The following is a 14,896-nucleotide window of genomic DNA, read 5'->3' as shown; positions in this document are numbered from 1 at the left end:
ATCTTATACACCAATCTTCTCCAAGCCCAGATATGCGCTGTTCGGCACTCTGCCTGCGGACTGCAGGATCAATTCGTAAGTTCGGCGCCCCGGCTTTGAGCTTTCAATCTGGACCGATACGTCGTTACTATCTGCCGTGGCGCTTACTATTTGCCGCCTCACTGTGCCCGAGCCGAGCATTGAGCTTCTGGATCAACTGATCCGCGGCATCGGCGATCACCGTCCCGGGCGGGAAGATCGCCTCGGCACCGGCCGCGTAGAGCGCATCGTAATCCTGCGGCGGCACCACGCCACCGACAATGATCATGATGTCGTCGCGGCCCTGCTTCTTCAGCGCGGCTTTCAGCTCCAGCACGGCGGTCAGATGCGCGGCGGCGAGCGAGGAGACGCCGAGAATGTGCACGTCGTTCTCGACGGCCTGCCGCGCCGCTTCGTCGGCGGTGGCGAACAGCGGTCCGATGTCGACGTCGAAGCCGATGTCGGCGAAGGCGGACGCGATCACCTTCTGGCCGCGGTCGTGGCCGTCCTGGCCGATCTTGGCGACCAGGATGCGCGGACGGCGGCCCTCGGCCTCCTCGAAGGCGTCGATCAGCGCCTGAACCTTCTCGACCTGGTTGCCCATGCTGGACGCCTCCCGCTTGTAGACGCCGGTGATCGATTTGATCTCGGCGCGATGCCGGCCGAACACCTTCTCCATCGCGTCCGAAATCTCGCCGACGGTCGCCTTGGCCCGCGCCGCGTCGATGGCGAGCGCCAGCAGATTGCCGTTGCCTTCGCCGGCCGAGCGCGAGATTGCCGCGAGCGTGGCATCGACGTCCTTCTGGTTGCGCTCGCTCTTCAGTCGCGTCAGCTTGTCGATCTGCAGGCGCCGGACATTGGTGTTGTCAATCTTGAGGATGTCGATGGGGGTCTCATCCGTCGGCTTGTACTTGTTGACGCCGATCACCGCCTGCTTGCCGGCATCGATGCGGGCTTGGGTCTTGGCAGAGGCTTCCTCGATGCGCAGCTTGGGCACGCCGGCCTCGATCGCCTTGGCCATCCCGCCGAGCTCCTCGATCTCCTGGATGTGGCCCCACGCCTTGGCCGCGAGGTCGCGGGTGAGGCGCTCGACGTAATAAGAGCCGCCCCAGGGATCGATGATGCGGGTGGTGCCGCTCTCCTGCTGGAGGAACAGCTGGGTGTTGCGTGCGATGCGCGCCGAGAAGTCGGTCGGCAGCGCCAGGGCCTCGTCGAGCGCGTTGGTGTGCAGCGACTGGGTATGGCCTTGCGTCGCCGCCATCGCCTCCACCGTCGTGCGCATCACGTTGTTGAAGACGTCCTGCGCGGTGAGCGACCAGCCGGAGGTCTGGGAATGCGTGCGCAGGGACAGCGAGCGCGGGTCCTTCGGATTGAAGGGCTTCAAGAGCTTGGCCCAGAGCAGGCGCGCGGCGCGCAGCTTGGCGACCTCCATGAAGAAGTTCATGCCGATCGCCCAGAAGAACGACAGCCGCGGCGCGAAGCGGTCGACGTCGAGACCTGCGGCGATGCCGGCCCTTAAGTATTCGACACCGTCGGCGAGCGTATAGGCGAGCTCGAGGTCCTGCGTCGCGCCGGCTTCCTGCATGTGATAGCCGGAGATGGAGATCGAGTTGTACTTCGGCATCTTCTGCGAGGTGTAGGCGAAGATGTCGGAGATGATCCGCATCGAGGGCGCAGGCGGATAGATGTAGGTATTGCGCACCATGAACTCTTTCAGAATGTCGTTCTGAATCGTCCCTGAAAGCTTCTCCGGCGGCACGCCCTGTTCCTCGGCGGCGGCGACGTAGAGCGCGAGGATCGGCAGCACAGCGCCGTTCATAGTCATGGATACGCTCATCTGGTCGAGCGGGATCCCCGCGAACAGCGTGCGCATGTCGTAGATGGAATCGATCGCAACGCCGGCCATGCCGACATCGCCGCCGACCCGCGGATGATCTGAGTCATAGCCGCGATGGGTGGCGAGGTCGAAGGCGACCGAGAGACCCTTCTGCCCGGCGGCGAGGTTGCGGCGGTAGAACGCGTTGGAATCCTCTGCCGTGGAGAAGCCGGCATATTGCCTGACCGTCCAGGGCTGGTTGACATACATGGTCGGGTAGGGACCGCGCAGGAACGGCGCGATGCCTGGCCAGGTCTCAAGGAAATCGAGCCCGGCGATATCTGCTTCTCCGTATGCTGACTTGACCGGAATGCCCTCCGGAGTCACCCACGGATCGACGGAAACAGAAGAAGCGGCGACCAAGCACCTTTCGAAAGCAATACTTGCAAAATTCGGGATAACGCTGATGGATGACATCTGAGTGTTCGCGTTCGATTGTCGATTATCCGGAAACCTTCGGGTTTTGGATCCGGTTGTAAGCGGCATTTAGCGTTGCCAAGGCGTCGCAACTGACGTGAATAAAGCTGCAGATGCCAGCCCGCCGAAACGCGGCCTCGGATTGAGAGGGAAGTCCCGCCAAATAGATGTGCCTAGCTCCGACCTGCTGAAGCGCGTGGGCGGAGATTTCGGCGCGCTCCGCATAGATCTTATCGCTGGAGCAAAGGCAGGCAAGTTCGGCACCAGATCCCGTGAATGCGAGGGCAAGCTCGGCTGGGTCGGCGAAGCCGGCGCCGTCGATAGCCTCAATTCCTCCCGCTTCGAAGAAGCTCTTGGCGAATGTCGCGCGGGCCGTAAAGTCGGTCGGTGTGCCGAGATTAGCAAGAAACACTCGCGGCCGCGCGCCGAGTAGCTTCAATATCGCATCGGACTTATCGCGGAGCGATTCGAAGGGTTCCGCAAGCCGGATCGGCGGCAGTGCGTCGAATACGAATTTCTGATCAAAGCTAGGCGGAAGAGCCATCGGTCTTACGCTTAGTACCGCCGCTGCGCCTTCGCCAAGGTTTGCGAACTCGCTCACTCCGGTCAGCGGGTCGCTGCGTTTCGCGAGATTTGCACGGCGCGCTGTGCGTGTAGCTGTGATCTTCGCCTGAAGCGTTCCTTGCTGTAGAGCGGCAAAAATGCCGCCCGCATTTTCAGTCTCTTGAAAACTCCTCCAGGCCGCGTCGCAAAGCTCCGTTGTTAGCGCCTCAATGCCGCCAGCACCTGCGGCAGGATCGCTAACCTTGGCAAGATTGCTTTCCTCCAGCAGCAGAAGCTGCGTGTTGCGGGCCACGCGCCGGGCAAACGAGTCTGGAAGGCCGAGCGCCAACGTGTGCGGCAGAACTGTGATCGCATTGGCACCGGCGATTCCCGCAGAGAATGTCGCCAAGGTAGCGCGCAACATGTTTACGTAGGGATCGCGCCGGGTCAACATGCGCCAGGACGTGTCAGCCGCAATGAACAGCGGCCTCGGCGCCACACCGCACGCCGATTCGATGCGCGCCCAGAGGAGCCGCAACGCGCGGAATTTCGCCATAGTCAAAAACTGGTCGGCGTCAGCAGTGAGTCGCGCATAGATCATACTTCGCGCTTGATCCAGCGGAATGCGCGCCGCCTCCATAGCGTGCAGATATGCCACGCCGCAGGCGAGCACAAAGGCAAGCTCCTGCACTTCTGAGCCGCCGGCGTCATGAACGATACGCCCGTCGCTCGCGGCAAACGGCCCCTTGAACCCCAGCGTTACAAGCCCTTTGATCGTGCTGGCAACGTTCCGTGCGATTTCTTCCCAAGTGTATGGACTGCTTCCGCTTAGGGCGCACGCGCCCAGCGGATCTAGCCCAAATCGAATGTCGCAGACGGCAGGATCGAGACCGACCGACTTCACATATTCCGCAACATGGATCGCGGTCTTACGCCCGTCTGTACCAATTTGAAGTTCAATCCCGATGCCGGCATCAAGGTGGACGTCCTTTAAAGCTTTGGCGACGGCACCTGCCGTTTGATCGAGACCGAACCCGCGGCTGCAGTTGGCGCCGGCAAAGACGAGCGCCAGGCCCGTCGCCCCATTCTCCAGATCGTGAAGGGCCTGCCTATTGGCCGTCACCGCGTCTGGATGATCGATGCGCTGTATGATCTGCCAAGGCGCCGCGGGTGCCCGCCCGTCGACTAGTGCAATGTCTTTCGCGCGGAGATAAATCGGCTCGATTCTCAAGTCGTCGTACGTCCTACCAATCAGCTTTTCGAACGGCGCTCCCTTTAGCACGCCATCAACCAGCTTGTGCCAGTCCTGGCGTGAAGCAGGCGCAAAGCCCGATGCCAATGCCAACCGTTCGGTTTTCATCAAGTCCACCTAATCCCAAGTGACGCCGAGCTGCCCAACTTGACTTCTGCCTGGAAGTAACCGGAATTCCTGCAGACAGGCTGCCCATCTCAGGTCGCCTCTTGCGGTGTTCAGGAAAACTCCAAAATCAGCGCGTCGACCGCGAGCGTCGCACCGGCACTGGCGTGGATCTTCTTCACGGCGCCGTCTTGCTCGGCGCGCAGCACGTTCTGCATCTTCATGGCTTCGACCACCGCAAGCGTCTCGCCGGCCTTGACCTCCTGCCCCTCGGTCACCGCGATCGAGACGATGAGCCCGGGCATCGGGCACAGCAGCTTCTTGCCGGTGTCGGAGACCGTCGTCACCGGCATCAGCCGGGCCGACGCGGCTTCCGCTTCGGTCCAGACATAGACCGGCACCTCGACGCCCTGATGCGCAAGGCGAATGCCGTTGGCGATCGGGCGGGCCTGCACCGCGACGACGTGGCCGTCGATCGTGCCCTGCCAGACCGGATCGCCCGGTTTCCATGCGGACCGCAACAAATGCGCGTTGCCGGCCCTGCCGTCGACATCGATGAAACGGATCGCGATCGCCTCGCCTTCGCGGGCAACCTCGAGCAGGATCTCCTGGCGATCGAGCCAGACCGCGCGGCGGCGCTCGCGCTGCACGACGCGGCCGCCCATCTGGCCCGATATCTGCCGCTTGCGCTCGCCGAGTACGTGATCGATGGCAGCGCCAACCGCTGCGATGCGACGCGCGACCTCGCCCTCGGGCATGCGCGGGGCAAAGCCCCTGGGGAATTCCTCGGCGATAAAGCCGGTCGAGAGGTTGCCTTCGCGCCAGCGCGGATGGTTCATCAGCGCCGACAGGAACGGGATGTTGTGCCTGATACCGTCGACATAGAACGAATCCAGCGCTGTGGCCTGCGCTTCGATCGCAGCCGCGCGCGACGGTGCGTGCGTGACCAGCTTGGCGATCATCGGATCGTAATGGATCGATATCTCGCCGCCCTCCTGCACGCCGGTGTCGTTGCGCACGGTGATGCCGTCCTGGCTCGCTTCCGCCGGCGGACGATACTTCACCAGGCGCCCGATCGACGGCAGGAAATTGCGGAACGGATCCTCGGCGTAGAGCCGCGACTCCACCGCCCAGCCCTTGAGCGTAACGTCCTTTTGCGCGATCGCGAGCTTCTCGCCGGCGGCCACGCGGAGCATCTGCTCGACGAGGTCGACGCCGGTGACGAGCTCGGTGACGGGATGCTCGACCTGGAGGCGCGTGTTCATCTCGAGGAAGAAGAAGCTCTTGTCTTGTCCTGCGACGAACTCGACGGTGCCGGCGGAATCATAGTTCACGGCCTTGGCCAGCGCGACCGCCTGCTCGCCCATCTTGCGGCGGGTGGCTTCGTCGAGCAGCGGCGACGGCGCCTCCTCGATGACCTTCTGGTTGCGGCGCTGGATCGAACATTCGCGCTCGCCGAGATAGATGACGTTGCCGTGCTTGTCGCCCAGCACCTGGATTTCGATGTGGCGGGGATCGACGATGAATTTTTCGACGAAGACGCGGTCGTCGCCGAACGAGGCCTTGGCCTCGGCCTTGGCGAGGTTGAAACCTTCCGCGACCTCGGACGTCGAATGCGCGATGCGCATGCCCTTGCCGCCGCCGCCGGCGGAGGCCTTGATCATCACTGGGTAGCCGATCTCGTCGGCGATCCTGACCGCGTGCTTGTCGTCCTCGATGACGCCGAGATAGCCGGGCACGGTCGAGACCTTGGCCTTCGCGGCCGCCTTCTTGGATTCGATCTTGTCGCCCATTGCGGCGATCGCGCCCGGGTTGGGGCCGATGAAGACGATGCCGGCGGCCTCCAGCGCGCGCGGAAATGCTTCGCGCTCGGACAGGAAGCCGTAGCCGGGATGCACGGCCTCGGCGCCCGTCTTGCGGCAGGCCTCGACGATCTTCTCGATCACCAGATAGCTCTCGGCCGCGGCGGGCGGGCCGATCAGCACGGCCTCGTCGGCCATCTCGACATGGAGGGCATCGCGGTCGGCCTCGGAATAGACCGCAACCGTCTGAATTCCCATCCGGCGGGCAGTCTTGATGACCCGGCAGGCGATTTCGCCGCGATTGGCGATCAGAATCTTCTTGAACACAGCTCTTCCTACAACGGCAGATTGTCGTGCTTCTTCGCGGGTGCCTCAACCTTCTTGTCCTTCAGCATCGACAGCGCCCTTGCGATCCGCTTGCGGGTCGAGTGCGGCATGATGACGTCGTCGATGTAGCCGCGCTCGGCGGCAATGAAGGGTGACAGGAAGCGGTCTTCGTATTCCTTGGTGCGGGCGGCGATCTTGTCGGGGTCGCCGATGTCTGAGCGGAAGATGATCTCGACCGCACCCTTGGCTCCCATCACCGCGATCTGCGCGGTCGGCCAGGCGTAGTTGAGGTCGGCGCCGATCTCCTTGGAGGCCATCACGTCGAAGGCGCCGCCATAGGCCTTGCGGGTGATGATCGTCACGAGCGGCACGGTGCACTGCGAGTAGGCGAACAAGAGCTTGGCGCCATGCTTGATCAGGCCGCCATATTCCTGCACGGTGCCCGGCAGGAAGCCCGGCACGTCGACAAAGGTGACGATCGGGATGTTGAAGGCATCGCAGAAACGAACGAAGCGCGCCGCTTTTCGTGACGCATCGCTGTCGAGCACGCCGGCAAGCACCATCGGCTGGTTGGCGACGAAGCCAACGGTGCGGCCGGCAATGCGCCCGAAGCCCGTGACGATGTTCTTGGCGAACATGTCGGCGATCTCGAAGAAGTCGCCCTCGTCCACGACCTTCAGGATCAGTTCCTTCATGTCGTAGGGCTTGTTCGGATTGTCGGGGATCAGCGTGTCGAGCGACATGTCGACGCGGCCGATGTCGTCGAAGCTCGGCCATTCCGGCACGCCGTCGGTGTTGTTGGACGGCAGGAAATCGATCAGGCGACGCATCTGCAAGAGCGTCTCGACGTCGTTCTCGAAGGCGCCGTCCGCGATCGAGGAGCGCGTCGCGTGCACCGAGGCGCCGCCGAGCTCTTCGGCTGTCACGACCTCGTTGGTGACGGTCTTCACCACGTCCGGGCCGGTGACGAACATGTAGCTGGTGTTCTTCACCATGAAGATGAAGTCGGTCATCGCCGGCGAATAGACGTCGCCGCCGGCGCAGGGACCCATGATGACGGAGATCTGCGGGATCACGCCGGAGGCGAGCACATTGCGGCGGAACACATAGGAATAGCCGGCGAGCGCCGCGACGCCTTCCTGGATGCGGGCGCCGCCCGCGTCATAGAGGCCGATGATGGGCGCCCGCGCCTTCATCGCCATGTCCTGGAGTTTTGTGATCTTCAGCGCGTGCGTTTCCGAGAGCGACCCGCCGAACACCGTGAAGTCTTTGGCAAAGACAAACGTCTTGCGGCCATTCACCGTGCCCCAGCCGGTGACGACGCCGTCGCCGGGCACCTTGTTCTTCTCCATGCCGAACTCGGTGGAGCGATGCTCGACGAACATGTCGAACTCCTCGAACGATCCCTTGTCGAGCAGGAGCTCGATGCGCTCGCGGGCGGTCAGCTTGCCGCGGGCGTGCTGCGCCTCGATGCGCTTCTCGCCGCCGCCGAGTTTGGCACCGGCGCGACGTTGTTCAAGCGCTTCGATAACGGACATCGATTGGGCCAACTGATCTACCGCTTTCTGGCGATTGGAGGCAGGTCGGTGCAAATGCCCTCATGGACTTCGGCAGCCATGCCGATCGTCTCGCCGAGGGTCGGATGCGGGTGAATGGTCTTTCCGATATCGATCGCGTCAGCCCCCATTTCGATAGCGAGACAGATTTCCCCGATCATATCGCCGGCATGCGGTCCGACGATCACGCCCCCGACGATGCGACCGGTTTCGGCGTCGAACAGCAGCTTCGTCATGCCATAGGATGCGCCCGACGCGATGGCCCGGCCGGACGCGGCAAATGGGAATTTTGTCGAACGGATCTTCCGTCCGGATTCGGCGACATCACGCTCGGACTTGCCGACCCAGGCGATCTCAGGATCGGTGTAGGCAACATTGGGGACGATCTTCGCGGTAAAGGCCGCCGGCTTCCCGGCAGCTACTTCCGCGGCGACGTGCCCCTCGTGAACGGCCTTGTGCGCCAGCATCGAACCGCCGACGACGTCGCCGATGGCGAAGACGTTGCGCGCCGTCGTTCTCATCTGATCGTCGACCTGAATGAAGCCGTTCGAATCGATGGCAACGTCGATCCGTTCGAGGCCGAGCTCGCTACTGTTGGGAACACGGCCGGCCGATTGCAACACCAAATCGTACGATCGTGTCCGTACCGATGCGCCTGTGGTACCGACCCTCACGCCGTCCGGCGTGATTTCGGCGGTTGATACGCTGCTTGCGACGTCGATATGCTCGAAGCGATGCGCGTTGCGCGAACGCCAGATCTTCACCGCGTCGGCATCCACGCCCGCCAGGATATCGGGAAGCCTTTCGACAAGATCGATCTTGGTGCCGAGCGAGTTGTAGACGGTCGCCATCTCCAGCCCGATGATCCCCGCTCCGATCACGAGCATGCGGCCCGGAATGCTTCGCAGCGCGAGCGCGCCGGTCGAGGTCACGACCCGCTCATCCTTGGGAAGCACCGCTAGCTGCACCGCGCGCGAGCCCGTGGCGATGATGCATTGACCAAATTCAATTTGCTGCGAGCCTGCCCCCTCACCGACAATCTCGAGCCGCGTGGCGGAGGCGAATTTCGCGATGCCGCGGATCACCGTGACGCGGCGCGCTGCTGCCATCTGGCTCAGCCCATCCGTCAGCTTCTTGACAGTGGCGTGCTTGAAGGCGCGCAGCTCCTGCAGATCGATCTGCGGCGCGGCGAAGCGAATGCCCTTGTCCGCGATCCGTTCGGCTTCCTCCTTGACGGCCGCAACATGAAGCAGCGCCTTCGACGGGATACATCCAACGTTCAGGCAAACTCCGCCCAAGGTGCCGTAGCGTTCGACGATCGCGGTGTTCAGTCCAAGGTCTGCGGCCCGAAACGCTGCTGAATAGCCGCCCGGCCCGCCTCCGATCACGACAAGATCGTAGCGCGTATAATCTGTTGCGCGCTGGCCAACATCCTGATCCGCTGAGATCGTCTCGCCTTGCGCGCCCGCTTCGTCCGAGGCCGACGCCGTGCCAATCATGGAGCCTTGAGACACCTTGTCTCCAACACGCAGCGACATGCTCGTGATCACCCCTGCGATCGGCGACGGAATCTCCAGCGTGGCCTTGTCGGATTCCACTGTGATCAACGCCTGCTCTCGCACGACGACGTCGCCCGCCCTGACGTGGACCTCGACGACCTCGACGTCTCGAAAATCCCCGATGTCGGGGACCCGGATTTCCTCTGTCCGCATCTGCGTCCTCACAACGCGAAGCGCCGCAGATCGGAGAGCACCGACGCGACGAAGCCCAGGAACCGGGCCCCAGCCACGCCGTCGACGACCCGGTGATCCCACGACAGACTCATCGGAAGGATGAGGCGCGGTTCAAACTCGCGGCCGTTCCAGACCGCCTCGGTGGCGGCCCGCCCGGCGCCGAGGATCGCCACCTCGGGCACGTTGATGATGGGCGTAAATCCCTGACCGCCGATGCCTCCGAGAGACGACACCGAGAAACAGCCGCCCTGCATGTCGCCCGACGCGAGCTGCCCCGCGCGCGCCTTGTCGGCGAGCGAGCGCATCTCCGCGGCAATTTGCCGAAAGCCCTTCTTATCGCAGTCCCGGATCACCGGCACGACCAGACCTCTCGGCGTGTCGACAGCGACGCCGATGTGGACATAGTGCTTGAGGATCAACTCATCGCCATCGAGCGACGAATTGAAGCGCGGGTATTTCTGCAGCGCCAAGGCCGCGGCCTTGATCAGCAACGACACCATGGTGAGCTTCGCCGTGTCCTTCGCGGCCTCGGCATTGGCGAGTTGACGAAAGGCTTCGGCGTCGGTCACATCCGCTCTGTCGAAATTCGTTACATGGGGAATGACGCTCCAGTTGCGCGAGAGGTTCGTACCGGTCAGCTTCTGGATCCGTGTCAGCGGCAGGCGCTCGACCGCGCCGTACCTCTCGAAATCCACCTTGGGCCAATCGACCGGGGCGCCGGGCTCAGGCGCCGTCGCCGGTCTCGATCGCACCAGTCCGTTGACGAAGGCCGCCACATCCTCGCGCAAAATCCGGCCCTTGGGGCCTGTGGGCACGACAGAGTCCAGCGTCACGCCGAGCTCACGCGCCAAAGCGCGGACCGACGGCGATGCATGCGCCGCCCCGCTAAGCTGCGGCTGCTGTGCACGTGCTCGCGAGTCATCGACTGGAGCCACGGGCGCCGGCCGTGACAGCGCCTCCTGCTGCGAGATCCGTTGCTCCACCTGCTGTGCCGACGCAGTCGCCGGCGGAGGCGCGGTGGATTCGCCGCGCCCTTCGAGGACCATCAGAACCGAACCTTGAGAAACCCGCACCCCGACGTCGATCATCAGTTTGGCCACCGTGCCTGCGGCCGGGGATGGCACCTCCATCGTCGCCTTGTCGGACTCGATCGACAGCAACGGCATGTCGATCGTGACCTCGTCGCCGACCGACACATTGATTTCGACTACCGGAACATCCTTGTAGTCCCCAATATCTGGCAGAACGACTTCAATTGAACGAGACATGCGCGCTCCGCCCTCTCTCAGCGCGACCAAGGCGATGCAACGCCGGTCGGCAATTCGTAGCTGGCGATGGCTTCGGCGACCTGCTCACGCGCCACTTGACCCAATTTTGCCAGCGCCGACAGCGCCGCAACGACGATCTGCTTGCGATCGACCTCGAAGAACGATCTCAGCGCGACGCGTGTATCGCTGCGCCCGAAGCCGTCGGTGCCCAGCACCGTATAGGGCGCCTCGATGTAAGAACCGATCAGTTGCGGATACGCCCGGACATAATCCGATGCCGCGACGATCGGCACCTTGCCGCCGAGGCATTGTACGACGTGGCTCTCGACCGGGGTCGACAGTGGCGAGAGCCGATTAGTTCGCTCCACATCGCGCGCCTCCCGCGCCAGCTCGGAAAAGCTCGTTGCCGACCAGACTTCGCAGGCCACTTTCCATTCGCTTTGCAGCATCGCTGCGGCGGCGAGCACCTCCGGGAGAATGGCGCCCGAGCCGACCAGCCTGATCTTCGCTGGCCCGTCAGCGCTCGGCAGAACCCGATAGAGACCCTTGATGATGCCGTCGCGTGCATCGTCGGGCATCGAGGGCTGCGCATAGTTCTCGTTCATCGCCGTGAGGTAATAGAACTCGTCGTTGCCCTGCTCGAGCATCGACCGCATGCCGTGATCGACGATGACGGCCACCTCGTAGGAGAATGCCGGATCGTAGGCCCGGCAGTTCGGAACGGTCGCCGCCATCAGATGGCTGGACCCGTCCTGATGCTGCAAGCCTTCGCCGCCGAGCGTCGTCCGGCCGGCCGTCGCCCCGATCAAAAAGCCACGCGCGCGCTGGTCCGCCGCCGCCCAGATCAGATCGCCGACCCGCTGAAAGCCGAACATCGAATAGTAGATATAGAACGGCAGCAACGGGAAGTTATGGATGCTATAGGAGGTCGCCGCCGCGGTCCATGACGAAATCGCCCCCGCCTCGGTGATCCCCTCCTCCAGCAATTGACCGTCGATCGCTTCCTTGTAGTATAGCATCGAACCGGCATCTTCCGGCTCGTAGAGCTGTCCCGCCGGCGAGTAGATGCCGACCTGTCTGAACAGGTTCGCCATTCCGAAGGTGCGGGCTTCGTCGGCGACGATCGGGACGATGCGCGGGCCGAGCGTTTTGTCCTTGAGCAAATTGGTGAACAGCCGCACGATCGCCATCGTGGTCGACGTCTCCTTGCCGTCGCCGCGCAGCGCGAACTCCGCGTAGGATTGCAGCGGCGGCACCGGCAGCGCCGCCGAAGCGCGTCGCCGCGCCGGCATGTAGCCACCGAGTGCCGCGCGACGGGCGCGCAGGTACTGAATTTCCGCGCTGTCTTCCGCAGGCCTGAAGAATTCCAGATCCTCGACTTGCTCGTTGCTGAGCGGCAGGGCGAACCGGTCGCGGAACGCATACAGCGCGTCGACATCGAGCTTCTTGGCCTGGTGCGACGTCATGCGCGACTCGCCGGCGCCGCCCATGCCGTAGCCCTTCTTGGTCTTCGCCAGAATGACGGTCGGCCGACCCTTAATGTCTTTCGCGGCGGCAAAGGCCGCGAACAGCTTCTTGAAGTCGTGGCCACCGCGCTTCAGGCCGTCGATATCCGCGTCCGACATGTGCGCAACTAGCGCCCGGACCTCGGGATCCTCGCTGAAGAAGTGGGCGAGGTTGTAGGCCCCATCCTTGGCGCCGAGCGTCTGATATTTGCCATCGACGGTGTCGGCGAATTTGCGCAGCAGCGCATGCTTGCTATCGCGCGCGAAGATATCGTCCCAGTCCGATCCCCACAGCACCTTGATTACGTTCCAGCCGGCGCCCTGGAAAAGTGATTCGAGTTCCTGAATCACCTGCCCGTTGCCGCGGACCGGCCCATCCAGGCGCTGCAGGTTGCAATTGACGACGAAGGTGAGGTTGTCGAGATTTTCCCGCGCCGCCAGGGCGAGCCCGGCGATCGATTCCGGCTCGTCCATCTCGCCGTCGCCGAACACACCCCAGACGTGACGACCAGCCGTCTGCACCAGGCCGCGATGCTGCAGATACTTCATGAACCGCGCCTGGTAGATCGCGCTGATTGGCCCAAGGCCCATCGACGCCGACGGCACCTGCCAGAACTCCGGCATCAGCCAGGGATGCGGATAGGACGACAGACCGGGGCCGCTCAGTTCCTGGCGATACAGCTTCAGATTTTCGTCCGACAGTCGGCCTTCGAGATACGCTCGTGCATAGACTCCGGGGGACGAATGCGGCTGGAAATACACCAAGTCGCCCTCCGACTCGGAGCTTGACGCGCGAAAGAAATGATTGAAACCGACTTCGAAAATCTCCGCGGCCGAGGCGTAGCTGGCGACGTGCCCGCCGAGTTCCCCATAGGCCTTGTTGGCACGGACCACCATCGCGAGCGCGTTCCAGCGAATGATCGCCGTCAGGCGGGTCTCGATCGCGATGTCGCCGGGGTAGGGCTTCTGCTGCTCGAGCGGAATAGAATTGCGATAGGGCGAAAACGGCGGAGAGTCCGGCAGAACGCCGAGCTCCTTCGCGCGCCGATCGAGCGCAGCCAGGATGTAACGCACGCGCTCGGCACCGGCGCTGTGGTGGAGCGATCCAAGCGAGGCGAGCCAATCGGCGGTTTCGACCGCATCCTGATCGGCGTTGACGACCTTGCGTGGCGGATCGATGTGTGCAGTCATGCGTCGGGCTCCGAGAAAGCCCGCACTTGGTAGCATCGGGTGCTATGGCACGTGGTGCTGAATTCGGCCGCGTTCCGACGGATTGCCCGGCTCCGGCGGGACGCGGAGGCTCGCATCGCAGCATTCTCTGCTGTTGGTTTAATCGGGCGAGTGATCGAGCCGTCGGCCGCCTGACAGGTGCTCCCGCTTGGTCACGGCGCAGCATACCGCATCGCTCAGCGCTCACGCCGCAGTAGCGGGCATCTTGTCGCAGATCAGCGAACTCGACGGCTCGCCGCGACTAGTGACCTGACCTTTCAAAACAGCTAACCTCGGCTAGCAGCAGGATCTGCATCAAGGCTTGACTGACTTGACGAATTGGCAGGATTGAAATGCCGCCCGAGACCGAGTTCGATCGCGATTTTGCGCGAATGGATCTGCCCGATCTTCGGATCAACTATGATCCTGTCGATCCGGATCAGTTCGATCGTCCCGTCACTTCATTCTGTCTCGAAACCAGCAAAGACAACGACGACCTGCCGCTGCACTCACACCGCAAAGGCCAATTGGTCGTCGCATCTCACGGCTCGGTGATGTGCCGGGCGCCCGGCGGCTTGTGGATCGTGCCTCCGCAAGGCGCGGTATGGATCCCGGCCGGCGTGCAGCACAGCAATTGCGTGGCCGATTTCGGCAAACTCTACACAGTGTTCATCGATCCGCAGGTCAGCATGCTGCCGCGGACCTGCTGCACGCTGATGATCACGTCGCTGGTGCGGGAATTGATCCACCGCCTCTCGGTGTTCCCACCGCTCTATCCGCTGGATGGACCGACCAGCCGTCTCGGCCGGGTTTTGCTCGACGAACTCGTGCAGATGTCGACGACGGATGAAATGTATTTGCCGATCTCCCCCGACGCCCGTCTTCAACACCTCGCGACCTCCTTGTTGAATAATCCGGGCGACCGCAGCACGATGGACGAAGTCGCCTCGCGCTACGCGATGAGCGAGAGTACCTTCGCACGCTTCATAGCCAAGGAAACGGGGATGACCTTCGGGCGCTGGCGCCAGCGTCTCCACATTCTGATCGCCATGCAACGCCTCACGGCGGGCACTTCGGTCCAGGCCGTGTCGCTGGAACTGGGGTACGAAACGCCCAGCGCGTTCATCACGATGTTCAAGAAGACGATGGGAAAGAGCCCCCGCCGCTTCCTTGCCGAGCGGTCGCGCCTGATTAATTCGGACAGTTTGTCCTAGCTCGCACGTCCCTGCCTGGGCACTTGACGACCGCGACCCCGCGACGCTTTCGCGGGGCCGCCCGTAACGAC

Annotated in this window: 8 protein-coding genes; 1 reads left to right on the top strand and 7 read right to left on the bottom strand. The window is 63.2% G+C overall.

Annotated features, from left to right (window positions below; translation table 11 throughout):
* Positions 1 to 127 precede the first annotated feature (127 nt).
* From scpA to mdeB, 7 genes are all read right to left on the bottom strand, one after another.
* Positions 128 to 2,302 (bottom strand): methylmalonyl-CoA mutase, encoded by a 2,175-nt coding sequence (gene scpA / locus ACM42_RS09280; protein ID WP_271527638.1) that lies wholly within the window; start codon positions 2,300 to 2,302, stop codon positions 128 to 130.
* 34 nt (positions 2,303 to 2,336) lie between these two features.
* Complete coding sequence (locus tag ACM42_RS09275) at positions 2,337 to 4,214, bottom strand: methylmalonyl-CoA mutase family protein (protein ID WP_271527630.1); 1,878 nt, start codon at positions 4,212 to 4,214, stop codon at positions 2,337 to 2,339.
* Between the two features lie 110 nt (positions 4,215 to 4,324).
* Complete coding sequence (locus ACM42_RS09270) at positions 4,325 to 6,340, bottom strand: acetyl-CoA carboxylase biotin carboxylase subunit (RefSeq protein ID WP_271527629.1); 2,016 nt, start codon at positions 6,338 to 6,340, stop codon at positions 4,325 to 4,327.
* 8 nt (positions 6,341 to 6,348) lie between these two features.
* On the bottom strand, positions 6,349 to 7,878 hold the full coding sequence (locus tag ACM42_RS09265; RefSeq protein WP_271527628.1) for an acyl-CoA carboxylase subunit beta: 1,530 nt from the start codon (positions 7,876 to 7,878) through the stop codon (positions 6,349 to 6,351).
* 17 nt (positions 7,879 to 7,895) lie between these two features.
* The gene (gene lpdA / locus ACM42_RS09260) at positions 7,896 to 9,608 is read right to left on the bottom strand and encodes a dihydrolipoyl dehydrogenase (RefSeq protein ID WP_271527627.1); all 1,713 of its coding nucleotides are present in this window, start codon (positions 9,606 to 9,608) and stop codon (positions 7,896 to 7,898) included.
* An 8-nt stretch (positions 9,609 to 9,616) separates the two neighbouring features.
* Positions 9,617 to 10,897, bottom strand: coding sequence for a 2-oxo acid dehydrogenase subunit E2 (locus ACM42_RS09255; RefSeq protein WP_271527626.1), 1,281 nt, complete (start codon positions 10,895 to 10,897; stop codon positions 9,617 to 9,619).
* A gap of 17 nt (positions 10,898 to 10,914) precedes the next feature.
* The gene (mdeB, locus tag ACM42_RS09250; RefSeq protein ID WP_271527625.1) at positions 10,915 to 13,593 is read right to left on the bottom strand and encodes an alpha-ketoglutarate dehydrogenase; all 2,679 of its coding nucleotides are present in this window, start codon (positions 13,591 to 13,593) and stop codon (positions 10,915 to 10,917) included.
* A gap of 371 nt (positions 13,594 to 13,964) precedes the next feature.
* Here mdeB and ACM42_RS09245 point away from each other — a divergent pair, with 371 nt between their 5' ends.
* Complete coding sequence (locus ACM42_RS09245; RefSeq protein WP_271527624.1) at positions 13,965 to 14,825, top strand: AraC family transcriptional regulator; 861 nt, start codon at positions 13,965 to 13,967, stop codon at positions 14,823 to 14,825.
* Positions 14,826 to 14,896: the final 71 nt, after the last annotated feature.

Source organism: Bradyrhizobium sp. CCBAU 25338 (assembly GCF_028128965.1).
Classification (GTDB): domain Bacteria; phylum Pseudomonadota; class Alphaproteobacteria; order Rhizobiales; family Xanthobacteraceae; genus Bradyrhizobium; species Bradyrhizobium liaoningense.
The sequence above is the reverse complement of the archived record's forward strand: the minus strand, read 5'-3'. Positions and strand labels throughout refer to the sequence as shown.